The sequence below is a fragment of the Clostridium sp. L2-50 genome (assembly GCF_000154245.1).
In the GTDB taxonomy this organism is placed as follows: domain Bacteria; phylum Bacillota; class Clostridia; order Lachnospirales; family Lachnospiraceae; genus Coprococcus.
The window spans coordinates 216,535-241,822 of record NZ_DS480318.1 but is presented as its reverse complement, the minus strand read 5'-3'; the positions used below and the strand labels follow the sequence as shown (position 1 = coordinate 241,822).

Below are 25,288 nucleotides of genomic sequence, written 5' to 3'. Positions count from 1 at the left end.
CCAGGATCACCTGCCTCTGCCGGGTCCTACATTCCTTCGTTCTGCTTATCCATAGTTGGGTGCTGCTTATGCTCCTACAGCAGGGTCTTTGCCCTATAAAAAATGTCAACGCAGCTACTAGCTCTACTTTGTTTTATATACTTTTACATTCCTGTTTCACAGCACCATTGACGGCGGACGCTTTCCTGTTTACAGTACTTCTTTCTTATGCGGCTATAACTCCTCTTTCATGATGAATATCTGACATCATTTTAAACCGGTCATAGTCCACACCTTTTGTTAATACCGCATAGAATATGCGAATTAACTTACAACTGACAGCAATCATTGCCTGTCTTCGTTTTAATGGATTTTTTACACGAGTCACATAATAATCATAGATTGTTCGAAACTCTTTGTTCCTTGCCAACAATGGTATCATTACCTGATACAAGATCTTTCTGAGTTTTCTTCTTCCTCGCTTGCTGATTCTCGATCTTCCCTTATGCTTTCCGGAACTGTTTTCTACTAATTCCAAACCGGCATACTTTTGGATCTGTTTCGGCGACTTAAAACGTCTTATATCACCTACTTCAGCAATAAATCCTGCTATTGTAACACTTCCTACTCCTTTAATGGCGAGTAACTTCTCCACATGCTGTACTTTCCGAATAGTCTCTTCCAGTACCTTATTCACAGCTTCCAGTTGTGAAGTCCATAATTGATGTTCCTCAAGCAGCATACATAACTCACTTCTTGTTCCAATTCCTCCATACAGACCAACACTATTGTGTGCAGCTTCTACCAGGTTCTTTGCCCTATCTTCTGTAACGCCTCTGCCACGCATCTTCTTATCGTGCCAGATCTTTCGGATTCCTTCTACTCCAAGTGCAATTACATCCTTCGGCAATGGTGCTTTTTCAAGCACCGCCAAACCACTTGCGGCATCAAATCTTGTATATAATCCCAGATACTCCGGGAAGTGTATTGCAAGCCATCTCTGGATTCTGTTTGCAGATATGTTATGCTGCTTCATAATAATCCTGTCACGGCTGTATACCAAATCTCTTATCTCGGCATAAATGTCCTCTGGCATGTATGGAATCGAATATCTTCCATCCACTACCAGCTTTGCGATTGTTTTTGGATCCTTTAAATCTATTTTCTTTGGACTATTATCATCAAGTTCCTTGATCTTCTTAACAGAGAATGGATTGACCATTACCAATGTTTTCTGATGATCCTGTACATACTTTGCAAACGCAAACCAGTAATGACCAGTCGGCTCACAGCCAATCAGAACTGCAGTCTTTTTATTCTCATTTTCAGCTTTTCTGTCCAAAGCTGAAAGGAATTAAATCCTTCGATATCATTCTGAAATGAAAAAACTCGTTTTGTAAGCTCGCGCCCTCTGTTATCAAAAGCTCTTGCATAATGCGTCTGGCTTCCAATATCAACTCCAACAACCAATGTTGTATCTGTTGCTTGCTCAATTTTTTCATTCTGTGTATAATTCATGTTGAACCTCCGGTGTTTTGATTGTTTTGTTTACATCCGCCAAGATGCAACTCAATCATACCTTGAGGTTCTTTTTTATTCAATTGGCGCTTTTAATGAATTACAGGAATGCTCCATAATGTACATTTCCTTTATATAAATTCGATATATCAAAAATGTATAATATTGATTTCTACAACACCTTGATATTATTGTTAATTGAAATTAATTCTGCCACCTCATCAAGCTCAATAAATGTTATTTTTTTCCCAGAAAGTCTTGCCAAATGTCTTAATGTCCCTTTTAATGAAGCATCTATATATTGTGGAATTATTACAGCAATCATTTGGCAACGTGTATCTATCATTCCTTGTTCAACAAACTGGCGGATAATTTCTTGTCCTTCTCTAGAAGTTGATAATAATGGTTTCATAATTTTCCTATCATCAGAAGTCTTTTGTGAACGGTTTTCACTGTTCTTTTTTATAATACCTTTTAATTCATATGATTTATTTCCTACCTTAACTTCTCCTGACATATCTCCACATTCCATTCCCTTGTGCGGTTGAAGTTTAAATTTAGGCAAAACTGAATAAAATATTTTAGGCAAACACATCATCTTTTCATTTTGCATACATCCTCCTTCAATTTTCTTATAAGAACATCCTCCAGATTCACATTTTTCCTTCATATTAACCGCATATGATTTTAAACGCGTTGTAATTTCTATTGGATTATGTTTGCAACGGTGTACAAAGGGAACATAATAAAAAACTTAATAATGGACTGCCAATCTTACACAAAGTACCGCCCAAACGAGACTACGGGCGGTATTTTTGTATCATGGCGGAGAAAGGAGGAACTTCCCACGGGGGCTTGACTGAAAAGTTGAGCCTCTTTTTTCATGCCAAAAAACAGGAGGTAAATGCTTATGGCAGATGATAAAACCACAAAAACGCCGGAACAGCCGGTAACGGATAGCGGGCCGGGCAAGGAAACGCCTCCCGCTCCCCCAAAAGAGCCGGAGAAGGTTTCCGTTTCTCCGGAGCCGGAAAAAAAGACGGAACCGGAGGTAAAGAACCCGCAGGTTTCCGTCTATAACTTCGCTGAAATTATGAAGGAAAAGAAGGTCGAGGAACGGGCGGCAGCTCCCAGCGGGGAAAAGCCTGCCCCGGCAAAAACGGAAAAACCGGAAAAGCAGCCGGAGGCTCCGAAAAAAGCGGAGGAAAAACCCAAAGAGCCGGAACAGCCGAAGCGCCGGGGCCGTCCCCCGAAAACAGATAAGGACAAGGCCGCAGCCCCGAAGTCCAAAGCCCCCGCACAGAAACCGGAAAAGGCGGTCAAAAAGGAACCGGAGAAAAAAACGGCTCCAACGATACAGGCCGCTCCCGCTCCGAAAGGACCCGAAAAGCCAAAGGATGCTCCACGCCGGGGCAAGGAGCAGATCATCTATATCAAGCTGAACGAACTCCACGCCTTCAAGAACCATCCCTTTGAAGTCCGGGATGATGAAGAAATGCGGGCTATGGTGTCCAGCGTCAAGGACAAGGGCGTGACCCAGCCCGCTATCGTCCGTCCCCGTGAGGATGGCGGCTATGAGATCGTGTCCGGCCACCGCCGCCAGAAAGCCAGTGAGCTTGCCGGATATGCGGATATGCCCTGTATCGTCCGAAATCTGACAGATGATGAAGCCATCACACAGATGGTGGAGGACAATCTGAACCAGCGTGAAGAAATCCTCCCCAGTGAGCGGGCCAAAGCCTTAAAAATGCAGCTTGAAGCCATCAAGCACCAGGGCTCCCGCACTTCGGGCCAGATTGACCCGAAGGACGCAGGTAAACGCTCCAACGAGATCGTGGCCGAGCGCAATAAGATGGCGGTCAAGCAGGTGCAGCGGTATATCCGTCTCAATGAGCTGGTTCCAGACCTGATGAAGCTGATGGATGAAAAAAAGCTGGGTTTTACTACGGCGGTGGAGCTTTCCTATATCGGCAAGAAGAACCAGAACTATATCGCCGTCGCCATTGACAGCCAGCAGTCCTCGCCTTCACAGGCGCAGGCAAAGCGTATGCGTGAGTTGGACGAAAAGAAGCTGCTCAACGGGGATGTGATCGACGGCATTATGATGGAGGACAAAAAGGAGGTAGACAAAGTGATTTTGACAGGTGCGGAACTGAGCAAGTATTTCGGCAAGGAAACTACGCCGAGGGAAATGAAGGACCAGATCATCAAGCTGCTGGACGACTGGAAGGGTCAGCAGAAGGAACACGAAAAGCCGGAGAAGAAAACCGAACAGGAAAAGTAAGCTAAAACTTCGGGTCAGCATGGCCCGAGGATTGCGGGGCTCTGCCCCGCGCCCCGAAGCTCTGGAGATATAAATTATTCCCCGTCGCCAGTTATTCCGTAGCATAGCCGGGAAAATCAGTCAAGGGCAGCGCCGCCGCAGGCGGTGCCAGAGGCACCCTTGACGGATTTCTCCCGGTTATGCTTTTTCCCGGTCAAGCGACGGGGATATAAATTCTCCAGAGCCGTTCCCCTTCCCGGGGGAAGGGGCGGAGGGGTTGGGCGAACTCTTGCTTTTCCCTAAACCAAAACAGAAATGGAGGCTCAACCAATGAAACGACCTTTAGCGTACCTGACCGCCGCATGGAGCGGCGAGCCGGATGTTGATATGGAGCTGGCGGCCCACTACTGCCGTCTTGCTTATGAGGCGGGCTTTTCCCCGATCTGCCCGCTCTTGTATCTGCCGCTGTTTTTGAATGACAGCGTTCCCGAGGAACACAAGGCCGGGATTGATATGCGCCGGGATATGCTGCGGCGCTCCCACACCCTGATCGTCTGCGGCAGCGCTGTGGATGAGGATGTAAAAAACGATATTGCGGTTGCCGGGCGGCTGGGCATTGCGGCGACCACACTGGAAGGGGTGCTTGCCGTGAAGGGACACGGCACCCCGGGCCATGCCGGACATTAAGCTGGGAAGCCTTTTCGACGGGATCGGCGTGTTCCCTCTGGCTGCTTCCCGGTGCGGTATCCGTCCGGTATGGGCCAGCGAGATTGAAAAAGCGCCCATCTCCATAACCAAAAGGCACTTTCCCGACATGGTGCATTTGGGGGATATTACGAAGGTGGACGGCGGGAAAATCCCACCTGTCCATATAATTACCTTCGGTTCCCCCTGTCAGAACCTTTCTCTGATTGGCAACCGCTCCGGCCTTGCCGGGGCAAAATCAAGCCTGTTCTATCAGGCGTTTCGTATCATACAGGAAATGAGGGATGCTACTGATAACCTATATCCAGCTATCGCTGTTTGGGAAAACGTCATGGGAGCGTTTTCTACAAATGACCGGATGGACTTTAGAGCCGTCCTATCCGCCTTCTCGGACACCGAAGTTCCAATGCCTCCTTCGGGAAGATGGGGAAACGCCGGAATGGTGCGAGGGGGAACGCCTGATGTGTGCTGGCGGCTCATGGACGCCCAGTATTGGGCAGGCTCCCGAAGGCTGGCACGAAGGCAGCGGATTTTCGTCGTGGCGGATTTTGGAGGCAGACGTGCCGCAGACATACTATTTAAGCCCCGTCCAATGCTCCCACTTCCTCCGCCTTGCGGAGAGGGCGGGCGGGCCGCCGCCGAAGGAGATAGAACAGCTTCTTTTGAAACAGGGTGGCAGATACCAGTCATCCACCCCTTTCAGTGCTTCCGTATGCGGGGAGCGGCAAAAAGGCAGGAAGAAACGGCCTTCCGAAACAGCTTCGGATTACCAACTGACCCTTTTCCCACTCTTTTAGCCAGTGATGTAACGCCCTTTGCCTTCTGGTATGAGGGCGACCCGGAGGGCGGCTGTATCCGTTTTCTGACGGAAACGGAAAGCGAACGGCTGATGGGGCTGCCGGAGGGCTGGACAAAGTACGGGGCGGACGGCGTGGAGATCCGGCCTCTGCAACGTTACAAGGCGCTGGGAAATGCGATTGCCCTCCCTTGCGCCGATTACATTATGGCCGGGATTTATGAGGTGCTGGCTGACCGGGCCGGAAAGGAGGAATAAGCCCATGTTTGAAGCCTATATAACCAACACCGCCCTGTACCCCTTGATGGGGATCGAGGTAGGGACAACGGTACATTTCCCCATGACGACACAGGAGTTGCAGGCCGCCCTTGCCAAAATCGGGATAGACGGAAAACGGTACAGCGAAGTGTTCTTTACCAGCTTTGACAGTGATGTGCTGGGGCTCTACGATCATCTCTACGAATGTGAGAACATCGACGAGCTGAACGAGCTGGGCCACGCCCTGCTGGAAGTACGGGATAAGGGCGGACTGGAAACCTTTGAAGCCGCTCTTGTCTTGGGAAACCACACACGGAGCGTGAAGGATTTGATAAACCTGACCCAGAACCTTGACCTGTACCGCTTTTACCCGGATATTTCTGATGATGAAGGGCTGGGCCGTCTTTACGCCGACGAGCTTGGGACCATCGACATACCGGAGCACATTCAGAACTACTTCGATTATGAGGCATACGGGCGGGATGTGCGTATCAACGAGGGCGGCGTATTCGCTCCCGGTGGGTACGTGTCGGCAGTCCCGGAGGGCTTCAAGGAGTATTACCACGGGCCGCAGGACATTCCGCCGGAACACCGGATATTTGCCTATCCTGAAAAGGCCGAGCCTGTCCACTCCATTCTCGCTGCACTCAAACGGTTTCAAGAAGCCCCGCCCGCTCCGAAAAAGGACAAGGCGGGGCCTTCCCATGAAGAACGGTAAGACTTCGGGCCAGCATGGCCCGAAGCATGAAGGAGGTGCATACCATCAACTATTACCCTATCAATGAAGGGGCCGCCCGTCGGGCAAAGGAAATGAACAGCTTTTCCGACTACAAGGAAGGGAGCGCAACGGCGGAATACCGGGCAATGGTGGACAAGGCCGCCGCCATAGCGGAACAGCAGAAATCCCGGGTGGACCCCATGTACCATGAGAAGATCGACCATCTGTTAGACACCTACGCTCGCAAGCTGGCCGAAAACATGAACCAGGGATTTGTCATTGACGCAAGGGTTCCCTCTGTGATGATCGCCGGACCTGCCAATTTCCCGGTGGGAAAAAAGGAAAAGCAAAACCGGGCTCGGGACAGCAACATGGAGGAATGGCGGTATATTCAAGGGCTTCTGGATAAGATACGCAGTACCGGCATGGGCGGGATCAGCGCCGATGACCCGGCAGCGATTGAAAAGCTCCAGAAGAAGCTGGACGGGCTGGAACGCTCCCAGCTCATTATGAAGGAGGTCAACGCCTATTACCGCAAGCATGGCAAACTGGATGGCTGTGCGCTGCTATCGCCGGACCAGATCGAAAAGCTGAAAGCAAGCATGGCGTCAAGCTGGCGGAGCGACCCGAGGCCCTTTGAAAGCTACCAGCTTACCAACAACAATGCGGAGATCCGCCGGGTAAAGGCCCGTATCGAACAGCTTTCCAAACAGGCACAGCGGGAGTTTTCCGGCTGGGAATTCGACGGGGGCCGTGTGGAGATGAACCGGGAGGACAACCGCTTGCAGGTATTCTTTGATGGAAAGCCTGACGCAGACACCCGGGCCGAGCTGAAAAGCAGCGGCTTTCGCTGGGCTCCCAGCGTAGGCGCATGGCAGAGGCAGCTCACGGACAACGCCATCCGGGCGGCTGACCGTCTGGAATGTATCAAGCCGCTGTCCGGCGAAAAGCCCTCCCAGCTTCAAAAGAAGCCCTCTATCTTGCAGACCATGCGGGAACAGGGCGAAAAAGTCCAGACGGAGCCGGAAAAGAAAGCTCCGTCCGGCAGGGATGCCGAGCGGTAAGCCTCGGGCCACATTGGCCCGAGGTTTTCTGTTCCCCGATATTGTACGGGGGCCTCCCGGATAGCGGGGACCCCGACGGAAAGGAGGTTTTATGCAGGAAGAAGTAAACCAAAAAACGGTTGCCCTTTCGATCAGGACAACGAAGCTCACAGGAAAAGTGCTGGCTGCCGCTCTTGGCAAGGTGGTTCGGGCGCTGCAAAAGCACCACCAGAAGGCGCTGACCCCGCAGGGACGCCAGAGCGTGAAAAAGCTGATGAACCACTATGGCGGCAAAAGTGCCATGCCCTATGTGGGAGCTCCAAAGGAGTTTGACCGGATCGCGAAGGAGTTCCATGTGGACTACGCTTTCCATAAAGTGAGCCCCGGTCATTACCTGCTGTTTTTCAAAGCCAATCAGGCGGACGCTATCACGGCGGCCTTCCAGAAGTACAGCGCAAAGGTGCTGAACAAAGAGCAGGACAAGGCTTCCATCCTCGGTCAGCTTCGGAAATTCACGGAGCAAATCAGGACGCAGGCAAAGGAAAAGCAGCGGACCAGAGAGGCGGTGAAGGACGGACGTTGAGTGACAAGATCAGAAAATATGTGCTCCCAAACCTGCCGTACCTCTTTGTGTTCTGGTTTTTCTCCAAAATCGGGACGGCCTACCGGATCGCCCCCGACACAGACTTCGGGACAAAGCTCATGGGGATGCTTGATACCTTCCCCAAAGCCTTTGAAACCTACTGGCCGGGGCTGGGAGGTATTGACCTGCTGGTGGGCCTTGCCGGTGCGGCTGGGATGTATCTGCTGATACAGTCAAAGATCAGGCAGGCGAAAAAATTCCGGCGGGATGCGGAGTACGGCACCGCCCGCTTTGGAACAAAGGAAGATATAAAGCCATTTGTTGACCCTAAATTTCAGAACAATGTCATTCTGACCGGGACGGAGTTCCTTACCATGAACACCCGTCCGAAGATACCCGCCAATGCCCGGAACCTAAACGCCTGTGTCATCGGATCGTCCGGCTCGGGAAAGACAAGGTTCTGGTTGACCCCGCAGCTCCTTCAAGCCCATTCCTCGTATGTGGTGGTAGACCCGAAGGGCGGCACTCTCGACCAGTGCGGGCGGTTTCTGCAACGGGAGAAATACAGGGTGCGGGTGTTCAACAGTATCGACTTTTCAAAATCCATGCACTACAATCCGCTGGCCTATATCAAGACAGAAAGCGATGTTTTGAAATTTGTTACCGCCCTGATTGCCAACACCAAAGGCGACGGCAAGGAGGGCGACGAGTTCTGGACAAAAGCAGAAACCCTCTTGTACTGCGCCCTTGTGTCCTACATCGTCTTTGAGGGGCCGGAGGAAGAACGCAACATGAATACGCTGGTGGAAATGATAAACAGCATGGAAGTCCGGGAGGATGACGAAACCTTCAAAAACGCGGTGGACTATATGTTTGACGGGCTGGAACGCCGCAGCCCCCAGCACTTCGCCGTGAGGCAGTATAAGAAATACAAGCTCGCCAGCGGCAAGACAGCCAAAAGCATTTTGATTTCCTGCGGTGCAAGACTGGCTCCCTTTGATATTCCCCAACTTCGGGAGATCATGTCTTATGACGAACTGGAGCTGGATAAGCTGGGGGATGAAAAATCAGCGCTGTTCTTTCTTATCAGCGACACGGACACCACCTACAACTTTTTGGTTGCCCTCGCTTTTTCGCAGATGTTCAACCTTCTGTGTGAACGGGCTGACAACACCTATGGCGGGCGTCTGCCCTATCATGTGCGGGTGCTGTGGGACGAGGCTGCCAACACCGGGCAGGTGCCGGGGCTGGAAAAGATTGTGGCCGTCATCCGCTCCCGTGAGATCAGCCTGACGCTTTTTTATCAGGCAATGAGCCAGTGCAAGGCATTGTACAAAGACCATTCCGAAACCATCATGGGCAACATGGACAGTATCGTATTCCTCGGAGGCCGGGAGGCTTCCACCCTAAAGGATATTTCGGAAAACTGGCTGGGCAAGGCCACCATCTCCATGCAGACCGAGGGCCGAAGCCGGGGACAGTCTGAAAGTTACAGCCAGAATATGCAGCGGCTTGGCCGGGAACTGATGACCACCAGCGAGATCACCACCATGCCCGGGGATAAATGTATCTTGCAGCTTCGGGGGCTCCCGCCCTTCCTGTCCCCGAAGTATGACTTGAAAAAGCACCCGAATTACAAGTACACAGCCGAATTTGATAAAAAGAAAAACGCCTTCCGCTTGGAAAGCCTGTTCCGCCACCGGCCATTGAGACTAAAGCCGGAGGACGAATACACGGTGTACGAAGTGGACGGCTCCGACACGGACGAAGAAGCTGACCTGTTGAATTTCGATGATCTGGACAGCGACGAGTTTGTGTAACTTCGGGCCATGATGACCCGAAGCGCCGCCGATGTGGGCGGCTTTTTTTGTACCCAAAACCATCAAACAAAATGGAGGAACGTATATGGAATTTTTCAATCAGGCAATCGACATTCTTAAAATTCTGGTCATGGCTCTTGGCGCTGGTCTGGCGGTATGGGGCGTCATCAACCTTCTGGAAGGTTACGGGTCGGACAACCCTGCGGCAAAAAGCCAGGGCATTAAGCAGCTCATGGCGGGCGGCGGTGTCGTTCTGATCGGCCTTCAGCTTATCCCTCTGCTGTCCGGGCTGTTCAGCTAAATGTCACCCGTTGTCCCTTTTTCCAGAAAAGGAGCTGATGTATGGACTTTATCATCGACGCAATCGTTGAATGGCTGAAAGGTCTGCTCGTCGATGGTATCATGGGAAATCTGGACGGCCTTTTCGATAACGTCAATCAGAGCGTTGGCGAAATCGCCACACAGGTAGGCACGACCCCGGCGGACTGGAACGCCGGGGTCTTTTCCATGATACGACAGATCTCCGAAACTGCCATTCTGCCAATCGCCGGGGTCATCCTCACTTTTGTTATGACCTATGAACTGATACAGATGCTCATAGAACGCAACAACCTACATGAAGTTGACACATGGATGTTTTTTAAGTGGGTGTTCAAAACCTTTGTGGCTGTGATGATCCTGACGAATACCTTCAATATCGTGCTGGCGGTCTTTGATGTGAGCCAGCATGTGATCCAGCAATCAGCGGGCATTATCCAGAACGGGACAGAAATCACGCCGGATGTGCTGGACAGTCTGCGGACAGAGCTTGAGGCGATGGAGTTAGGCCCTCTGTTCGGACTCTGGCTCCAGTCCTTCCTGATCCAGCTTACCATGATTGCCTTAAACATCGTGATTTTCGTCATCGTATATGGCCGTATGATTGAAATTTATTTACTCACAAGTTTAGCGCCTATCCCGTTTGCCACAGTCCCCAACAGGGAAACCGGACACATGGGGCAGAACTATTTCCGCTCCCTCTTTGCGGTGGGCTTTCAAGGTCTATTGATCTTAGTCTGTGTCGCCATCTATGCGGTGCTGATCCAGAGTATCGCCACCGACGGCGACCCCATCGGGGCGATCTGGGGATGCGTGGGATATACGGTGTTGCTGTGTTTTACCTTATTCAAAACAGGCAGTCTTGCAAAATCCATCTTCGGCTGCCATTAAGAGACTTCGGGCCATGCTGACCCGAAGCGGAAAGGAGAAATCCATGCAGGAAAAAACTGCGGGCGGAACACCAGCCGCCCCTATAAAGCTGGATGTAAGCGTGCGGGTCATCGAACCTGTGAAAAATCTCATGGGCTTTGCCAGCGTGAAATTCAATGACTGTTTTGTGGTGGAAAATCTGAAAATCGTCCAGGGCAGCAAGGGCCTCTTTCTTGGGATGCCCAGCCAGCCGGACGGCAAAGGCGGCTATCGGGATATGGCCTACCCTGTCACAAAGGAGTTCCGGGAACAGCTCAATACTGCTGTTCTGCAAGCCTATGAGGCAAAGCTGGAACAGATGGCGGAGCGCGGCTCTGTGGGGCGTGCGTCCATTAGCGACCAACTCAAAGCCGGAAAAGCGGCTGCCGAACAGGCAAAGGCAGGGCGGCCTCCGAAGGAAAAGCCCAGCCGCAGTGCAGAGCGTTGACCTCGGGCCATGCTGGCACGAAGCAGAAAGGAGGCGGGAACCACGCCACGCAAACGGACGGGCTATGACGCGGCCTGCTATTACGACGGAAAACTGCTGGGTCGCTGTACCAAAGCGGACAGCGACGCCTATACCCTGTTGATGAACGCCTGCGGCGGGGAGGCCGCCCGTGTCCTTCGGGAATATGCCTATTTTTCCCCGGAACTGAAAGCCATCTTAGAAAAGGCAGCACTCATGCAGGCAGACCGGAGACGGACGGGCGGAATGTTCCATGCGCCGAAAAGCTCCCCGTGGGGCGAGGTGCAGAATTGTGAAACCCTCTGTCCGGGGGTGTTTTTGGTATCTACCGCCAGCCACGGCGGAACGATGGTGGCAAACGAGGTAGCCGCCGTTCTCTCCCCAGCAGCCAAAAAATGCGGCTTCAAGGACAAGGGCTATATTTGCTATGAGGAGGACGCACAGGAAAGCGTAGTGCTCCGGGAGCTGCTGGACAAAAAGCTGTGGAAAATCCCTGACCGCATTAAGGACAAAGGACAGTTTGAAGAAAAACTCAATCAGTCCATCCGGCAGTATCACCCCGAATACTGGCGGGCAAGGCAGAGCGGACGAGAGGCCGCCGAAGCTGCCCGCAGCACAGCCCCGGCCAAAGAGGCCGCAAGATAACCTCGGGCCATGCTGGCCCGAAGCAATAAAGGAGGTGTACCAAAATGGCCTATGTGCCAGTACCAAAAGACCTTTCCAAAATCAAGACAAAGCTGGCCTTCAACCTAACGAAGCGCCAGCTTGTTTGTTTTTCCAGCGCGGCGGCGGTGGGCCTCCCGGCTTACCTGTTTTCCCGTGGCAGTATCGGGAACAGTGCCGCCATGTTCCTGATGATCGGCCTCATGCTCCCGTTCTTCTTTCTGGCTATGTATGAACGAGACGGTCTGCCGCTGGAAAAAGTGCTGAAAAACATCATCCGCACACGGTTCCTCTATCCCCGTGTGCGGCCTTACAAAACCGAAAACTTCTATGCGCTGCTTAGCGCCAGAAAGGAGGCGCAGCCGATTGCGAAACAGCAGAAGGGCCGGAAAGCCCGCAGGCAGAAAGCCTGAAAAGCAGGGCCTTACCGGCCTGTTCACGAAAGGAAAGAACATTCCCACCACCGCCCAGCAGACCCTCCCTTACCGGGAAATGTACCGGGACGGGGTGTGCCGGGTAGCGGACCGCTATTACACCAAAACCATTGAATACGAGGACATCAACTACCAGCTCGCACAGTCCGAAGATCAGGCAGCCATCTTTGACGGGTGGAGCGCCTGCCTCAACTACTTTGACAGCAGCCTTCCGTTCCAGCTTTCCTTCCTCAACCACCGGAGCCGCCCGGGCAGCCGGTACAGCGTGAACATCCCCATGCAGGACGATGATTACAACAGCGTCCGGTGTGAGTATGTGGAAATGCTGGAAAACCAGATCGCCAAAAGCAACAACGGCATTGTCCGCACAAAGCTCCTGACCTTCGGCGTGAATGTGGACGACCTTCCCACCGCCAGGGCAAGGCTGGAACGTGTAGAGGCGGACATTTGCGGGAACTTCAAAAAGCTGGGCGTCAAGTGCCGCTCCCTTTCGGGGCTGGAACGGCTGGAGCTTCTTCACGGGCAGCTCCACCCCGGCAGCGGCTCCCCCTTCCGGTTTTCATGGGATATGATCCCCAAAACCGGGCTTTCCACCAAAGACTTTATCGCCCCGGACAGCTTCGACTTCCGTTTCAGCCGTCTGTTCCGGGTGGGGACGACTTGGGGTGCCGCCTCCTACTTGCAGATTTTGGCCTCGGAGCTCTCGGACAAGCTGCTGGCGGAGCTTTTGGAAATGGATGCGGAAATGACCATCACTCTCCATATCCAAACCGTCGATCAGGCCGCCGCCGTAAAATCCATCAAGGCCAAAGTCTCCGACATTGACAAGATGAAGGTGGAGGAACAAAAGAAGGCAGCCCGGTCAGGGTACGACATGGACATACTTCCACCCGACCTTGTAACGTACAGCAACGACGCAAAGACCCTCTTGGAAGATTTACAGAGCCGGAATGAGCGAATGTTCCTTCTGACCTTCCTTGTGGTAAACATGGCCCCGACCCGCCGGGAGCTGGACAATGACCTGTTCACGGTGTCGGGTATCGTCCAGAAATACAACTGCACCTTGAAGCGGCTGGACTTCCAGCAGGAGGATGGTTTTCTTTCCAGCCTTCCGCTGGGCCATAACGGCATTGAGATCAAGCGCGGCATGACGACCAGCTCCACGGCCATTTTCGTTCCCTTTATGACGCAGGAGCTCCGCATGGATGGCGAAGCCGTCTATTACGGGCTCAACGCACTTTCCCATAACGTCATCATGGCAAACCGGAAAAAGCTCAAAAACCCCAACGGCCTGTTCCTCGGCGTGCCGGGCTCCGGCAAATCCTTTGCCGCAAAGCGGGAGCTTGTGAACGTGTTCCTTGCCACCCGTGACCGGATCATTGTGGTAGACCCGATGGGCGAATACTCGCCCCTTATCAAGCGGCTGGGCGGACAGGTCATCGAGATCGCCCCGGACAGCCCCCACCACATCAATCCGATGGACATTGACCTAAGCTTTGACGAGGAAAACCCGATGGCGCTGAAAGCCGACTTTATCCTGTCGCTGATGGAGCTGATCGTTGGCGGCAAGGATGGCTTGCAGCCGGTGGAGCGGACCGTCATTGACCGCTGTGTACGCCAGATGTACCGGGAACATTTGCAGGACCCGGAAACAAGCAAAATGCCGACCCTCCAAACCCTGTATGACCTGCTCTGTTCCCAGCCGGAGGGCGAGGCGGTACGGCTGGCAACTGCCCTTGAAATCTATGTGTCGGGTTCCCTTAACGTGTTCAACCATGAAACCAATGTGGACTTAAACCGCCGTCTGGTATGCCTTGACTTAAAAAAGCTGGGGGCCGGGCTTCGGACGATTGCCATGCTCATTATGCAGGACTTGGTAAACTCGCAGGTGTCCATGAATTTCCTCCGCGGTATCGCTACATGGTGCTACTTCGACGAGTTCCATGTGCTGCTCCGTGACCGGCTGACGGCAAGCTACTGTGTGGCGATCTGGAAAATGCTGCGAAAAAAAGGGTGCGTTCCCAGTGCTTTAACGCAGAACGTGAAGGATTTTCTGGCAAGCCCGGAGATCGAGAACATCTTTGAAAACTCGGACTTCCTTGTGCTGCTCTCGCAGGCACAGGGGGACCGGCAGATTTTAGCCAAACAGCTTGGGATCAGCCCCCACCAGCTTTCCTATGTGACCCATACCAATTCCGGCGAAGGGCTGCTGTTCTTCGGGAATACCACCATCCCGTTTGTTGACCGCTTCCCGCAGAATACCGAGCTGTACGCCATTATGACCACCCGCCCGGAGGACAAAAAACAGGAAATGAACCGGGCATAACGCACTTCGGGCCATGATGGCCCGAGGTTTGGAAAGGAGGGATACATCATCGGAAAGAAACCGGATAAACGGAATTTTCAAAGGCCGGGGCCGACGGAGGATACCGGGAGCAATCGCCCCGGACCGGCTGAACGGGAAGGGCCTTCCCCCGCACCATCCCGACGCCTGCGGTTTAAGGACGAGGATACCGGGCAGGACAGTCCTTCGGGCCATGATGGCCCGAAGTCCAAAAGCGGCAAGTTTCAAGAGGACAGACGGAAAAGCCGTCCCTCTGACCGCATGAGGCAGGAAGATGAAGCGGACGGGCCGCAGGATACCGGCAAGGCACAGGAGCCGGAGGGCTCCGCCGAGAAGGCCGGGAGCAAAAAGGACAAGTACCAGAAAGCACAGGCAAAAGCGGAACACGCCGGGGAAAAGCTGGGAAAGGCCCGGGAGAAACTGGACAAGACCGAGGCAAAACGGGCAGCGAAGAAGCCGCCGGGGCTTGCGAAGAAAGCTGTCCGGGGAGCCCGCACCGAAGCATGGTTTTATCTCCACAACAAAATCCACGAAGTTGAGCATGAAAATGTGGGTGTGGAAGGAGCCCATAAGTCGGAACTTGTGGCCGAGGCCGGAGCCCGGAAACTGACCCGGTATGCCAAACGGAGATACCGGGAACACCCGGCCCGGAAGGTGGCAAAGTGGGAACGGAAGGACATAAAAGCCCGGGCCAATGTGGATTTTCAAAAGATGGCCTCCGATCACCCGGAGCTTGCCAGCAATCCGCTTTCCCGTGTGCAGCAGAAATGGAAACTGAAACGCCGGTATTCCAAAGAAGCAAAGGCGGCTGCAAAACAGGGCGCAAAGGCCGCAAAGAAAACCGCTGCCGCTTCGGGAACTGCGACCCGTCGGGCGGCGCAGTTTGTGACCCGTCATCCCGTGGCGGTGCTGGTCCTGCTCCTGCTGTTGCTGCTCTGTTTTCTTGTGTCGGCGGTAAGTTCCATCTTCCCCACGCTTGGCAGCGGCCTCGCCAATGCGTTATCCGGCACCTCCTACGCCTCGGAGGATACGGACCTGCTGGGGGTGGACGAGGACTACACAGCGCTGGAAAACGAGCTGGCGCAGACGGTAGCGAACATCGAAAGCACCCATCCCGGCTATGACGAGTACCGCTATTCCGTGGACGAGATCGGCCATAACCCCTATGAGCTGGCGTCCTATCTCTCGGCAAAGTACCATGTGTATTTCCGTGAACAGGTGCAGGACGAGCTGCGGGAGATTTTCGAGGCACAGTATGAACTGACCTTGACGGAGGAAGTCGAGATACGCTACCGCACCGAAACCAGCACCGACCCGGAGACCGGGGAAACCACCACCGAGGAAGTTCCCTATGAGTATTACATTCTCAATGTGACCCTCACAAACAAGACGCTGCCTGCCGTGATCCTGCCGAGGCTTAACGAACAGCAGCGGGAAATCTACACCGTTATGCAGCAGCTCAAAGGCAACAAACCCTATCTGTGGGAAGGGATTTACAACGGTGGCGAAGATACCGGCCCCAGCTATGAGATACCCGGCGAGGCGCTGGATGACCCGGCTTTTGCGGCGCTCATGGAAGAAGCCACAAAGTACATCGGCTGGCCCTATGTGTGGGGCGGCTCCAGCCCGTCCACCTCCTTTGACTGTTCGGGCTTTGTCTGCTGGGTGTACACGGCCAGCGGCGTCCACAACCTGCCCCGTACCACGGCGCAGGGCATTTACAACCAGTGTGCTATCATTTCTCCCTCCGAGGCAAAGCCCGGCGACATTATCTTTTTCACGGGAACCTATGACAGCCCCGGCCCTGTATCCCATGTGGGGATTTATGTGGGCGACGGGATGATGCTCCATTGTGGTTCGCCCATCCAATACGCAAACATCAATTCAAGCTACTGGCAGACACATTTCTATGCCTTCGGGCGTTTGTGAGCCAGAGGAAAGGAGTCCTTGCATGAACAAAATCGACAAGCTCGATAAGGAACTGGAAAAAGCCCGGGAGAAGGCCGCCGAATGGCAGGCCAAAATCCGGGAGCTGGAAAAGCAGAAACAGGAGGAAGAAAACAGCCAGATCGTGCAGGCGGTGCGCTCCCTCAAACTGACGCCCGCCCAGCTTATGGCTTTTCTGAATGACCCCAAAAACAGCCTTACCGCTTCGGGCCATACTGACCCGAAGCCGGAGGCACCCGAAAAGGAGGACACGGCCCATGAAGAAAACTAAATTTCGCAGGCTGGCGGCGATGGCTGCCAGCCTTTTGTGTTGCCTGATCTTTACAGTCCCGGCTTATGCACAGAGCAGCGAGCCGCAGCCGGAGACAGCTCCCTCCCCGGCAGAAACCGAAGCAGAGCCGGAAACCCAGAACCCCTTTACCCCGGACGGGACGGGAACCGTGGTGGACAACGCCACCGACGAGGATGGAAAGGAGTTCTACACCATCACCACAGCAGACGAGAGCGTGTTTTATCTGGTGATCGACAAACAGAAAACCAGCGAGAACGTCTATTTCCTCAATACCGTTACCACAGACGACCTTCTGCCTCTTGCTGAACAGGGTAAGGAACCGCCCAAAGAAGTGACCCCTGAGCCAGAGCCAAAGCCCACCGAACCGGTGGAGGAAGTACCGGAACCCAAGCCGGAGAAAAAGGACAGCCCCCTTCTCTCTCTGCTCTTGATCGGTGCGGTGGTGCTGGCCGGCGGTGGAATTGGTTACTATTTCAAGATTTACAAGCCGAAGCATGAAGCCCCGGATTTGGAAGATGATTACTGCGAATATGAGGACGGGGAGCTGGAGGAGATCGCAGAGGAACCCGAGGACGAAGATACCCCGCCATGGGAGGAAGATACGGAGGAATGAGAATGAATTTTACAAGCAGCCCTTTTGAACGAATGATGAAGGAAGTACCGCACCCCGGCTGGGACAATGACGACCCTTGTAAGGGATGCCGTTATTACAAGGAGTGCAAAGGAAAGAAAAAACAGTGCCGGAAGAAGTTCCGGGCGCTGATCGTGGAGCCCCGCCCTTCGGGCCATCGTGGCCCGAAGTCATAAATGGACGCCCGGGAGCTGACCCGTGACGAGAAGAAGAAAATCCGCACTCTGGTCACGGGGATGTGCGCCAACTATGACCGGGAAAGCGGCCTGTGCCTTCCTCTTGACTGTGCCTGCTATATGCTGCACAAGTGCTGGACAGGGGCGTACTGCCGTTACTTCCGTGAGGCTGTCCTGCCCCTTAACCCGGAGCTTCAAGCGGCGCTGACAACGGAAGGCATCTCCCCGGAGTTGCGGGCCTGTGCGGTCTGCGGAAAGGCATTTTTGCCCGAGGGGCGTCAAGCCTACTGCTCCGACGCCTGCAAGGCCGAAGGGAACCGACGGAAAAGCCGGGAACGCATGAGGAAACTGCGGGAGAAAAGGCCGGGCGGCTGTTACGATTTGCCGCCTCCAAAGGCTTGACATTCCGGGCTTTTTTGAGGGTGTTTCCGGGGTGGGAATATCTTATTACATTCCTCCCCGGTCTGCCCTCTTATTTCGTAACATCCAGCACTTCGGGTCATGTTGGCCCGAGGCACAGAAAGGAGGAATCTCTTGGAGACAGTACAAGGATATGTGATTTTGAAAGCTGCCACCTTTGAAACCGGACACGGCTTTGCGCTGGGGCATAATCCGGGAGCGCCGAGCCCCTTTGTGACCTGGCAGTTTACCGAGGGGGAAAACGGCCATCGGGATTACTACTGGGGCCGCTATGGAACCAGTCAGGCGTGGGCGCAGAGGGACTTTGACCGCCGGGTGGACGACTATCAGCAGTTTTACCATGCGGCGGTCAAGCATACCGAGCTGGGACCGGAGGGCGTTTACCGCTATTATTCCACCCAGCGGCCCGTGGACATAGGAACTTACCCGAAGCCGCCGGATAACCAGCCTCTTTCCATCGTCAACTACGATGATGACAGGCGGCGTCCTGTGGCAGACGGCAGGCTGATGGCATGGGGCGAACTGACCTACGCAAAGCCGCTGACCGAAAAGCAGATGGAGGATTATGAGCTGAAACCAGCACCGGGCAATCCTGACCGGGTGCGCCCATCCATTACTGCCCGGCTCAAAGATGAAACCAGAGGGCAGGAACCCCCGAAGGAACCCGGCCAGAAGCGAAACCATAAAAACCATGAGGAACGATAAAGGAGGATCGCCATGCACGAAAAAGACAACTATCTGAAAACCGCCGAGCTCTCCACAGAGCAGAACTGCAACATGATCGACGGCGTACCCAACAACACGCCCATCCCGCCCACGCCCCCGGAGTTGGACACAAAACCGCTGGATAAGGTAAAGGAGCCCAAAGAACGCCGGAAAGGCCGGGAGCTGGAACGCTGATGGAGAACCGCAAGCGGAATGTCCATCTGCACGTCATGGTAACACCGGACGAGCTGGCGGCCATCCATGAGCGGATGGCCGAGGCGGGCATTTCCAACGCCGGGGCTTATGTACGGAAAATGGCTCTGAACGGGTATATCCTGCACATCGACCTTACGCCCGTAAAAGAGCTGATCTCTCTGCAACGGCGCTGTTCCAACAATCTCAATCAGGTCGCCGTACACGCACACACCTATGGCGTGTACCCGGAGGAAATCGACGGATTGAAGCGGGACTATGAAAAGCTGTGGGGCGAGGTGTCAAAGGTGCTGCGGGAGCTTTCCGAGCTGGTGGCAAAGTAAGACGAGGGCGGCAGGCTTCCGTTGCGGAGCTTGCCGCCCTGCTCTTTTTTTACCACTTCGGGCCAGTATGACCCAAAAGTTTGGGACAGGATTTACTAATCTTTCGCAACATTTATGTCCCCGGGCAAGCATGATAAAATAGAGGTAGGAAGGATAGATAAAGGAGGTTTTGAAGATGAAGATACTGCTGAAAATATTGGTTGCTCCCTTTGCTTTAGCGTTGTCCCTTCTGGCGGCTCTGCTGGTGTTCCTATTTGATATTTGTGCCGTCCTGCTGACGATTGCCTCTGTGATCCTGACGGTGCTGGGTGTCGCTCTCTTTTTCACGCCGACGCCCATAGGCGGGATTGTATTTCTGTTTCTTGCCTTCCTTCTTTCGCCGTATGGACTGCAAGCGGCGGCGGGCTCCCTTCTTTGGGCGCTGGACGGAGGCAAATCCGCTCTGTACCGGTTTCTGGCAAGTTAAGCAGCCTCGGGCCATACTGGCCCGAAGTCGGGGCGGTCTGAATGGGCCGCCCCTTTCTCATGGAAAGGAGGAATGATTTTTGGCTACCACAACTTTGTTACAGCGCCATGCGGGCGAAGGCGAAACGATTGCTGAGGCTATCCGGGATTGTCTGGACTATGGCAAGGACCCGGAGAAAACAGAAAGCGGAAAGTATATCTCCGCTTATGAATGTGATCCGGCCACCGTGGCGGACGAGTTCCTTTTGGCAAAGGCCAGCTATGCCGCTATGACGGGCCGGGAACAGAAGAAAGAAAATAATGTGCTGTGCTATCAGATACGACAATCCTTCTATCCGGGCGAGATCACCCCGAAGGAGGCGAACCGTATCGGCTATGAGCTGGCTATGCGCTGGACAAAGGGGCGGCACGCTTTTATCGTTACCACGCATACCGATAAGCAGCACATCCATTGTCACATTTATTACAACTCCACCACCCTTGACTGCACCCGGAAATTCCGAAATTTTTGGGGCTCCAGCTTCGCCCTTCGGCGGCTCTCTGACAGGCTGTGCCTTGAAAACGGGCTATCCATCGTGGAGAACCCGAAGCCCCGGAGCAAGGGCAAGTATCGGAACTATGGAGAGTGGCAGAAAGACCGGAAAGGGCCGCTTTCCTATCAGGACAGGCTGCGCCTTGCCATTGATACTGCGTTGGCGGAACGCCCCGCTGATTTGGACGAATTTCTCAATTTGATGAAGCGGGCCGGGTATGAGGTCAAGACGGTTCGGGGCGGCGGTATCAGCTTCCGGCTGACCGGGCAGGGACAGGAACGCTTCACCCGTCTGCGTGCCTCCACGCTGGGGGACGGCTACGACTTGCAAGATGTTCTGTCCGCCATTGAGGGCAAAGAAAAACGCCCCGGGCGCTCGGAGCGGAAAATCAGTCTGGCGGTGGATATTCAAGCAAAGCTGGCTGCCGGTAAGGGGCCGGGATATGAACGCTGGGCGAAGGTATTTAACATTAAGCAGATGGCCGCCGCTCTTGCCTATATACAGGACAATAACCTGACCGATTATGAGCAGTTGGCGAAGAAAGCCACCGAGGCGGCAGACCGTTTCCATGTTATTTCCGAACAGGTCAAGCAGACGGAGCAGGCCATGAAAACCAATGCCGGGCTAAAGGCCGCAACGGTTCAGTATGCCAAAACCCGCCCAGTCTTTGAGCAGTATAAGGCGACGAAGTACAGCCGGAAATTCCTTGCGGAGCATGAGGCCGACCTTGAACTGTACCGGGCTGCACAAGCGGAAATGCGCTCTCTGCTGGGCGGGGCGAAGCTCCCCAAAATGGATGTGCTGAAGGAAGAAGGCCGTAAGCTCACAGCAAAGAAAAAACAGCTCTATGGAGAATATCAAAAGGCACGACGGGATATGCAGGAGATCGTCACGATCAAAGCGAACATTGACACTCTGATGGGCTACACCGAACCGGGAAGAAAGCAGGAAAAGGAGCGTTAAGGTTATGAAAACAAGGAGCAAAGCGACGCTGACACTTCGGGCCATGTTGGCCCGAAGATACGGGTTTGGGGCGAGCCCCAACAAGCCGCCTTTGTGCCACTTGTGGCCACAGAGGCATTGCTTGCCACTTAGCGGCACCCCCGAAAATGGCGCAAAAAAACAGAGGCCCTTATTCTGGAACCTCCGTTTCTCTGGCTTTCTTGAGCCCTTCGGCTGTGGCCTCCATGACAACAAGCTCTTTCTCGTTCATGGAATTTAGGAGCACATCAATATGCTTTCTGCAAGAGCTTGACCTTGCCCCTCCGTCCGCATGAATAAACTGGTCAACTGAAACGTCAAACATAGTAATGAGTTTAACAAAAAGGTCGAAGCTGGGATACTGACCTTTGTTCTCAATATTCATAATGGTACGGGAGTCACGGTCTACCAATTCCGCAACATAGGCTTGCGTCCAGCCCTTTTCTTCTCTGGCCCGTTTGAGAGCCGCCCCGAGGCCGTGAAAGTCAAACCTTCTTTCATTTTGGTTCATTCTCATATCACCCTATATCATTGTACATTTCGGGTTGGATTATGAGAATGTAATGAAATTTTACATAAAGTAGTATTTCATTTCATCAATGTGCAGCCTCCAACTTGTACTATTCGAGGTAAAGAACTATAATGTATTCTGTGGAGGCGCGAAATGGACTATATGACATTGAAAGGGGCCGCCGAAAAGTGGGGCGTGACACCTCGTAGGGCAAATTATTATTGTGCTGGTGGACGTATCCCCGGTGCTGTGAAAATGGCTGGTGTTTGGCTGATCCCTAAAGCTGCGGAAAAGCCGATTGATGGCCGGACAAAACAAGGGAGGTTGCTGAAACATGAATAGTGTTTTGATTATAGACGATGACAAGAAACTTTGTGCCTTGATGAAAAAATGTGTGGAACAAGAAAATTTATCTGCGGTAGTAGCACATGGCGGCTTAGAGGGTCTGAGGCTACTGGAAAAAAACAAGGATACCTGTTCACTAATTATTCTGGATGTGATGATGCCAGATATGAACGGGTTTCAAGTATTGCAGAAAATCCGAGAGAAAAACAATGTGCCGGTGCTGATGCTGACCGCCAAAAGCGACGAAGAAGATAAGGTTTCTGGTCTGCGGCTGGGAGCGGACGATTATCTGACAAAGCCGTTTGGAATTAACGAACTAATGGCTCGTGTCAATTCTCTAATCCGGCGCTATACCACCTTAAACCCTGTGACCGGAAACGAAGCCGCCACCATGCTTCTGAAAGATATGGTAATTGATAAAATCAACCGAACCGTAACGGTTCAAAATCTCCCGGTAGACTTGACCGGCAAAGAGTTTGATTTGCTTCTATTTTTGGCGTCCAACAAGGGTCGGGTCTTTACTAAAAAACAACTTTATACGCAGGTGTGGACAGAAGAATATGATTTTGACGACAATAACCTCATGGCATTTATCAGTAAACTGCGAAAAAAAAATCGAGCCAAATCCAGAACAACCTTTTTATATTCAGACTGTCCGCGGTGTAGGGTATCGCTTTAACAAGGAGGCATGAGCATGGAAATTAACCTTTATCTATTGTTGTCCTTATTGATTGCTTTGCTGGTAATCAGCTATCTTTTGGGAAAACTTCACCGCGTCCGTGGTCAGCTTTTTCTTATTAGGGATGCCCTAAACGATATAAAAGCCGGGAATTTGAACCGCCGTGTATTGGTGCGGGAAAGCGACCTGACAAAACAAATCTGTTATGATATTAACGAGATTGCCATGAGCAGCCAATCTCGGCTTATACAGCAAAAGCAATCCGAACAGGCTTATAAACGGCTTATGACAAGCCTTTCCCATGATGTAAAAACCCCTCTTGCTTCTCTGGTTGGATATTTGGAGGCTGTGGAAAGCAAGATGGTAACAGGAGCTGAGAAGGAAGAATACATTCGGGTGGCTATGGAAAAAGCCCACCACCTGAAAGATTTTGTGACCGCCCTGTTTGAATGGGTGAAGCTGGATGCCGGGGAACAGATTTTTCATTTTGAGGTCTGCGACCTGAATGAGCTTTCCCGTGACATCATGGCTGATTGGGTGCCGCTGCTGGAAAACCACGATCTTAGCTATGAAATTGAGATACCCGAAACAGAATACATGACACGGGTTGACTCTACCGCCTACACTCGTATTCTCAATAATTTACTGCAAAATATTCTGACGCACAGTGATGCAAGCAAAGTTTTCCTGACCGTGACTGAAACTGAGCAGCAGGCAAAAATCGTTGTTGCTGATAACGGCAACGGGATTGCCGCCTCTGATCTCCCGCATATCTTTGAACGGATGTATCAATGCGATCACTCCCGTTCTGCCAAAGGGAACGGGCTGGGCCTTTCGATTGCCAAAGAGTTAGTCAGTATTCATAAAGGAACGATTACAGCCGCTAGTGTTCCCGGAAACGGAACAACCTTTATCATCATACTTCCGAAAGCTCTGTGATCCCACGGAGCTTTTTTTGAAAAAATTTTATCTCGGCAAGGTTATGGCAAGGTTTGCGTTTTATAATTGGAACCATGAAAGGAGGAAACCGTATGACGATTATTACAACTGAAATCCAGAAATGGAAACGGAATAAAATTGTCTGGTGCATTTTGGCTCTAACACTTCTGCTTGGAGCGTTTGCGATTGAAAGGGCTTGCAGCATTTCAAGGAGCAGTCCCTTTATGGATAGTTTTGGCGACCTTTACACACTGGCCTTTAAGAATCTGTCCAGCCTGTTTCTGCCGATTGTGCTGGGAATGTTTGCAACGACACTGTTTTTCGATGAACACAAAAATGACACGATGAAAGAACTGCTTATCATCCCTATTACAAAAGCACAGCTATACTTTTCAAAAGTCGCTGTGGTTATTCTGATGTCCGTAGGACTGTGCCTGATTACTTTTCTTTTGTGTGTTGTCGGTGGGCTGATTGCCGGAGGCTTTCCCGATCTGAACGCCCAAACACTGATGGACGCTGGTCTTTTGTATCTGGCAGGTGGTATTCTGATTCCCATAGCCATGCTTCCGATTGTGTTTCTTTCCACGCTGTCAAAGGGATATATCCTGCCCATTGGCGCAACGCTGCTTTATCTGATTCCCGTAGTCATTGCCCCGGCTTATCTTACGGGAATACACCCGCTGGCAAGCGTGATGGGGATTTATCCCCATATTTCCGAAGCGGCCGCAGCTATGGTAGAAAGCCTGATGCAAGGCGTTTTATTCAATACTTCGCCGCTTGTTTGTGTCGGTTCGCTGCTCTTGATCGGTGCTACATTTGCCGCCGCATCCGTAGTGGCTCTAAAAAAGCAATCTTACTGAAAGGAAAGACCTATGAAACGATTGAGTTGTTTATTACTCGGTATTCTGCTTGTTTTTTCTCTTTGTGCCTGCCAGCAGGCCGCTCCATCTTCCGGCGAGGCTCCCGACCAACAGGCCATTACGGAAGAAGCAACCGAATACTTTAACCAAATGATGGATGGAGATTTTGAAACTTTCTTCAATGCGTTGCCGCCGGGCGTACAGGACAATATTTCTGCGGAGACGATACAGGAAACATGGGAAGAAGAAGTCGATAAGCTGGGCGGGCTGCCGGAGAACACTTCCCCGGATGTGTCCTGCTATGTGCCGGAACACTCTGACCAAATCCGTGTTGAATTTGTCATTCCTTGTGACAAAGGCAATTTCAAAGTATTCATCAACTATTTCCCGGATGGCAGCCTTTACAACTATGTTATCTGGAAGAACGAAACAAAATGAGAAAGCGAGGCAT

Annotated in this window: 28 protein-coding genes and 2 pseudogenes; 27 read left to right on the top strand and 3 right to left on the bottom strand. The window is 52.5% G+C overall.

Features of this window, described 5'->3' with window-relative positions; all coding sequences use genetic code 11:
* Nucleotides 1-205: 205 nt before the first annotated feature.
* Together CLOL250_RS06480 and CLOL250_RS06470 are read right to left on the bottom strand one after the other, a co-directional pair.
* Nucleotides 206-1,497, bottom strand: a pseudogene (locus tag CLOL250_RS06480) (IS110 family transposase).
* Between the two features lie 172 nt (nucleotides 1,498-1,669).
* A complete protein-coding gene (locus CLOL250_RS06470; protein WP_044945293.1) occupies nucleotides 1,670-2,110 on the bottom strand; it encodes a hypothetical protein in 441 nt (146 codons plus the stop codon).
* A gap of 291 nt (nucleotides 2,111-2,401) precedes the next feature.
* Here CLOL250_RS06470 and CLOL250_RS06465 point away from each other — a divergent pair, with 291 nt between their 5' ends.
* The 22 genes from CLOL250_RS06465 (at nucleotide 2,402) to CLOL250_RS06350 (ending at nucleotide 21,485) form a co-directional block, all read left to right on the top strand.
* Entirely contained in the window at nucleotides 2,402-3,781 is a 1,380-nt protein-coding gene (locus CLOL250_RS06465) for a ParB/RepB/Spo0J family partition protein (RefSeq protein ID WP_005927714.1), read from the top strand.
* Nucleotides 3,782-4,090: 309 nt separating this feature from the next.
* Complete coding sequence (locus tag CLOL250_RS06460) at nucleotides 4,091-4,447, top strand: DUF7768 domain-containing protein (RefSeq protein WP_003500157.1); 357 nt, start codon at nucleotides 4,091-4,093, stop codon at nucleotides 4,445-4,447.
* Nucleotides 4,434-5,519: a DNA cytosine methyltransferase gene (locus tag CLOL250_RS06455; protein WP_005927707.1), complete on the top strand. Its 1,086-nt coding sequence runs from the start codon at nucleotides 4,434-4,436 to the stop codon at nucleotides 5,517-5,519. The genes CLOL250_RS06460 and CLOL250_RS06455 overlap by 14 nt, the downstream gene beginning before the upstream one ends.
* A 4-nt stretch (nucleotides 5,520-5,523) precedes the next feature.
* Complete coding sequence (locus CLOL250_RS06450; protein WP_005927704.1) at nucleotides 5,524-6,237, top strand: antirestriction protein ArdA; 714 nt, start codon at nucleotides 5,524-5,526, stop codon at nucleotides 6,235-6,237.
* A 26-nt stretch (nucleotides 6,238-6,263) separates the two neighbouring features.
* Nucleotides 6,264-7,301, top strand: a complete 1,038-nt coding sequence (locus tag CLOL250_RS06445) for a hypothetical protein (RefSeq protein WP_242651894.1) — start codon at nucleotides 6,264-6,266, stop codon at nucleotides 7,299-7,301.
* A gap of 91 nt (nucleotides 7,302-7,392) precedes the next feature.
* Nucleotides 7,393-7,863, top strand: a complete 471-nt coding sequence (locus tag CLOL250_RS06440; RefSeq protein WP_005927698.1) for a PcfB family protein — start codon at nucleotides 7,393-7,395, stop codon at nucleotides 7,861-7,863.
* A complete protein-coding gene (locus CLOL250_RS06435; protein WP_005927695.1) occupies nucleotides 7,860-9,683 on the top strand; it encodes a VirD4-like conjugal transfer protein, CD1115 family in 1,824 nt (607 codons plus the stop codon). The genes CLOL250_RS06440 and CLOL250_RS06435 overlap by 4 nt, the downstream gene beginning before the upstream one ends.
* An 85-nt stretch (nucleotides 9,684-9,768) precedes the next feature.
* On the top strand, nucleotides 9,769-9,984 hold the full coding sequence (locus CLOL250_RS06430; protein ID WP_016306504.1) for a Maff2 family mobile element protein: 216 nt from the start codon (nucleotides 9,769-9,771) through the stop codon (nucleotides 9,982-9,984).
* A gap of 41 nt (nucleotides 9,985-10,025) precedes the next feature.
* The gene (locus CLOL250_RS06425) at nucleotides 10,026-10,892 is read left to right on the top strand and encodes a VirB6/TrbL-like conjugal transfer protein, CD1112 family (RefSeq protein WP_005927637.1); all 867 of its coding nucleotides are present in this window, start codon (nucleotides 10,026-10,028) and stop codon (nucleotides 10,890-10,892) included.
* 13 nt (nucleotides 10,893-10,905) lie between these two features.
* Nucleotides 10,906-11,358, top strand: a complete 453-nt coding sequence (locus CLOL250_RS06420; protein ID WP_005927636.1) for a SpoVG family protein — start codon at nucleotides 10,906-10,908, stop codon at nucleotides 11,356-11,358.
* A 9-nt stretch (nucleotides 11,359-11,367) separates the two neighbouring features.
* Nucleotides 11,368-12,021 carry a DUF7007 domain-containing protein gene (locus CLOL250_RS06415; RefSeq protein ID WP_005927635.1) on the top strand — a complete coding sequence of 218 codons (654 nt, stop codon included), beginning with the start codon at nucleotides 11,368-11,370 and terminating at the stop codon, nucleotides 12,019-12,021.
* Between the two features lie 44 nt (nucleotides 12,022-12,065).
* Nucleotides 12,066-12,452: a PrgI family protein gene (locus CLOL250_RS06410; RefSeq protein WP_003500106.1), complete on the top strand. Its 387-nt coding sequence runs from the start codon at nucleotides 12,066-12,068 to the stop codon at nucleotides 12,450-12,452.
* Entirely contained in the window at nucleotides 12,370-14,799 is a 2,430-nt protein-coding gene (locus CLOL250_RS06405) for a VirB4-like conjugal transfer ATPase, CD1110 family (protein ID WP_370866625.1), read from the top strand. Before CLOL250_RS06410 ends, CLOL250_RS06405 begins: the two co-directional genes overlap by 83 nt.
* Nucleotides 14,800-15,078: 279 nt before the next feature.
* On the top strand, nucleotides 15,079-16,746 hold the full coding sequence (locus CLOL250_RS06395) for a C40 family peptidase (protein WP_008401436.1): 1,668 nt from the start codon (nucleotides 15,079-15,081) through the stop codon (nucleotides 16,744-16,746).
* Nucleotides 16,747-16,768: 22 nt separating this feature from the next.
* Complete coding sequence (locus CLOL250_RS06390; RefSeq protein ID WP_005927622.1) at nucleotides 16,769-17,035, top strand: DUF4315 family protein; 267 nt, start codon at nucleotides 16,769-16,771, stop codon at nucleotides 17,033-17,035.
* A complete protein-coding gene (locus CLOL250_RS06385; protein ID WP_005927619.1) occupies nucleotides 17,022-17,669 on the top strand; it encodes a DUF4366 domain-containing protein in 648 nt (215 codons plus the stop codon). Before CLOL250_RS06390 ends, CLOL250_RS06385 begins: the two co-directional genes overlap by 14 nt.
* A 194-nt stretch (nucleotides 17,670-17,863) precedes the next feature.
* Complete coding sequence (locus CLOL250_RS13690) at nucleotides 17,864-18,265, top strand: cysteine-rich VLP protein (protein WP_005927612.1); 402 nt, start codon at nucleotides 17,864-17,866, stop codon at nucleotides 18,263-18,265.
* A 132-nt stretch (nucleotides 18,266-18,397) separates the two neighbouring features.
* On the top strand, nucleotides 18,398-18,988 hold the full coding sequence (locus tag CLOL250_RS06370) for a defense against restriction DarA-related protein (RefSeq protein ID WP_202615304.1): 591 nt from the start codon (nucleotides 18,398-18,400) through the stop codon (nucleotides 18,986-18,988).
* Nucleotides 18,989-19,000: 12 nt separating this feature from the next.
* On the top strand, nucleotides 19,001-19,183 hold the full coding sequence (locus CLOL250_RS06365) for a DUF4316 domain-containing protein (RefSeq protein ID WP_005927608.1): 183 nt from the start codon (nucleotides 19,001-19,003) through the stop codon (nucleotides 19,181-19,183).
* Nucleotides 19,183-19,524, top strand: a complete 342-nt coding sequence (locus CLOL250_RS06360) for a plasmid mobilization protein (RefSeq protein WP_005927607.1) — start codon at nucleotides 19,183-19,185, stop codon at nucleotides 19,522-19,524. Before CLOL250_RS06365 ends, CLOL250_RS06360 begins: the two co-directional genes overlap by 1 nt.
* A gap of 175 nt (nucleotides 19,525-19,699) precedes the next feature.
* Complete coding sequence (locus CLOL250_RS06355; RefSeq protein ID WP_005927606.1) at nucleotides 19,700-19,990, top strand: CD1845 family protein; 291 nt, start codon at nucleotides 19,700-19,702, stop codon at nucleotides 19,988-19,990.
* Nucleotides 19,991-20,069: 79 nt separating this feature from the next.
* Nucleotides 20,070-21,485, top strand: coding sequence for a relaxase/mobilization nuclease domain-containing protein (locus CLOL250_RS06350; RefSeq protein ID WP_008401432.1), 1,416 nt, complete (start codon nucleotides 20,070-20,072; stop codon nucleotides 21,483-21,485).
* A gap of 169 nt (nucleotides 21,486-21,654) precedes the next feature.
* Here the strand turns inward: CLOL250_RS06350 and CLOL250_RS06345 are convergent, their stop codons facing one another.
* Nucleotides 21,655-22,020 carry a helix-turn-helix transcriptional regulator gene (locus CLOL250_RS06345; RefSeq protein WP_187383057.1) on the bottom strand — a complete coding sequence of 122 codons (366 nt, stop codon included), beginning with the start codon at nucleotides 22,018-22,020 and terminating at the stop codon, nucleotides 21,655-21,657.
* A gap of 147 nt (nucleotides 22,021-22,167) precedes the next feature.
* Here CLOL250_RS06345 and CLOL250_RS06340 point away from each other — a divergent pair, with 147 nt between their 5' ends.
* From CLOL250_RS06340 to CLOL250_RS06320, 5 genes and pseudogenes are all read left to right on the top strand, one after another.
* Nucleotides 22,168-22,356: a hypothetical protein gene (locus tag CLOL250_RS06340; protein ID WP_005945178.1), complete on the top strand. Its 189-nt coding sequence runs from the start codon at nucleotides 22,168-22,170 to the stop codon at nucleotides 22,354-22,356.
* Nucleotides 22,349-23,051 (top strand): annotated as a pseudogene (locus tag CLOL250_RS06335) (response regulator transcription factor). The gene CLOL250_RS06340 and the pseudogene CLOL250_RS06335 overlap by 8 nt, the downstream one beginning before the upstream one ends.
* Before the next feature lie 2 nt (nucleotides 23,052-23,053).
* Complete coding sequence (locus tag CLOL250_RS06330) at nucleotides 23,054-23,977, top strand: sensor histidine kinase (RefSeq protein ID WP_044945291.1); 924 nt, start codon at nucleotides 23,054-23,056, stop codon at nucleotides 23,975-23,977.
* 92 nt (nucleotides 23,978-24,069) lie between these two features.
* The gene (locus CLOL250_RS06325; protein ID WP_005945168.1) at nucleotides 24,070-24,837 is read left to right on the top strand and encodes an ABC transporter permease; all 768 of its coding nucleotides are present in this window, start codon (nucleotides 24,070-24,072) and stop codon (nucleotides 24,835-24,837) included.
* A gap of 12 nt (nucleotides 24,838-24,849) precedes the next feature.
* A complete protein-coding gene (locus tag CLOL250_RS06320; RefSeq protein ID WP_008401425.1) occupies nucleotides 24,850-25,275 on the top strand; it encodes a DUF3887 domain-containing protein in 426 nt (141 codons plus the stop codon).
* Nucleotides 25,276-25,288: the final 13 nt, after the last annotated feature.

Coding starts and splice junctions, on each gene's coding strand:
- CLOL250_RS06470 (WP_044945293.1), bottom strand. CDS start 2,110: ATGCAAAATGAAAAGATGATGTGTTTGCCTAAAATATTTTATTCAGTT.
- CLOL250_RS06465 (WP_005927714.1), top strand. CDS start 2,402: ATGCTTATGGCAGATGATAAAACCACAAAAACGCCGGAACAGCCGGTA.
- CLOL250_RS06460 (WP_003500157.1), top strand. CDS start 4,091: ATGAAACGACCTTTAGCGTACCTGACCGCCGCATGGAGCGGCGAGCCG.
- CLOL250_RS06455 (WP_005927707.1), top strand. CDS start 4,434: ATGCCGGACATTAAGCTGGGAAGCCTTTTCGACGGGATCGGCGTGTTC.
- CLOL250_RS06450 (WP_005927704.1), top strand. CDS start 5,524: ATGTTTGAAGCCTATATAACCAACACCGCCCTGTACCCCTTGATGGGG.
- CLOL250_RS06445 (WP_242651894.1), top strand. CDS start 6,264: ATGAAGGAGGTGCATACCATCAACTATTACCCTATCAATGAAGGGGCC.
- CLOL250_RS06440 (WP_005927698.1), top strand. CDS start 7,393: ATGCAGGAAGAAGTAAACCAAAAAACGGTTGCCCTTTCGATCAGGACA.
- CLOL250_RS06430 (WP_016306504.1), top strand. CDS start 9,769: ATGGAATTTTTCAATCAGGCAATCGACATTCTTAAAATTCTGGTCATG.
- CLOL250_RS06425 (WP_005927637.1), top strand. CDS start 10,026: ATGGACTTTATCATCGACGCAATCGTTGAATGGCTGAAAGGTCTGCTC.
- CLOL250_RS06420 (WP_005927636.1), top strand. CDS start 10,906: ATGCTGACCCGAAGCGGAAAGGAGAAATCCATGCAGGAAAAAACTGCG.
- CLOL250_RS06415 (WP_005927635.1), top strand. CDS start 11,368: ATGCTGGCACGAAGCAGAAAGGAGGCGGGAACCACGCCACGCAAACGG.
- CLOL250_RS06410 (WP_003500106.1), top strand. CDS start 12,066: ATGGCCTATGTGCCAGTACCAAAAGACCTTTCCAAAATCAAGACAAAG.
- CLOL250_RS06405 (WP_370866625.1), top strand. CDS start 12,370: ATGCGCTGCTTAGCGCCAGAAAGGAGGCGCAGCCGATTGCGAAACAGC.
- CLOL250_RS06395 (WP_008401436.1), top strand. CDS start 15,079: ATGAGGCAGGAAGATGAAGCGGACGGGCCGCAGGATACCGGCAAGGCA.
- CLOL250_RS06390 (WP_005927622.1), top strand. CDS start 16,769: ATGAACAAAATCGACAAGCTCGATAAGGAACTGGAAAAAGCCCGGGAG.
- CLOL250_RS06385 (WP_005927619.1), top strand. CDS start 17,022: ATGAAGAAAACTAAATTTCGCAGGCTGGCGGCGATGGCTGCCAGCCTT.
- CLOL250_RS13690 (WP_005927612.1), top strand. CDS start 17,864: ATGGACGCCCGGGAGCTGACCCGTGACGAGAAGAAGAAAATCCGCACT.
- CLOL250_RS06365 (WP_005927608.1), top strand. CDS start 19,001: ATGCACGAAAAAGACAACTATCTGAAAACCGCCGAGCTCTCCACAGAG.
- CLOL250_RS06360 (WP_005927607.1), top strand. CDS start 19,183: ATGGAGAACCGCAAGCGGAATGTCCATCTGCACGTCATGGTAACACCG.
- CLOL250_RS06355 (WP_005927606.1), top strand. CDS start 19,700: ATGAAGATACTGCTGAAAATATTGGTTGCTCCCTTTGCTTTAGCGTTG.
- CLOL250_RS06345 (WP_187383057.1), bottom strand. CDS start 22,020: ATGAGAATGAACCAAAATGAAAGAAGGTTTGACTTTCACGGCCTCGGG.
- CLOL250_RS06340 (WP_005945178.1), top strand. CDS start 22,168: ATGGACTATATGACATTGAAAGGGGCCGCCGAAAAGTGGGGCGTGACA.
- CLOL250_RS06330 (WP_044945291.1), top strand. CDS start 23,054: ATGGAAATTAACCTTTATCTATTGTTGTCCTTATTGATTGCTTTGCTG.
- CLOL250_RS06325 (WP_005945168.1), top strand. CDS start 24,070: ATGACGATTATTACAACTGAAATCCAGAAATGGAAACGGAATAAAATT.
- CLOL250_RS06320 (WP_008401425.1), top strand. CDS start 24,850: ATGAAACGATTGAGTTGTTTATTACTCGGTATTCTGCTTGTTTTTTCT.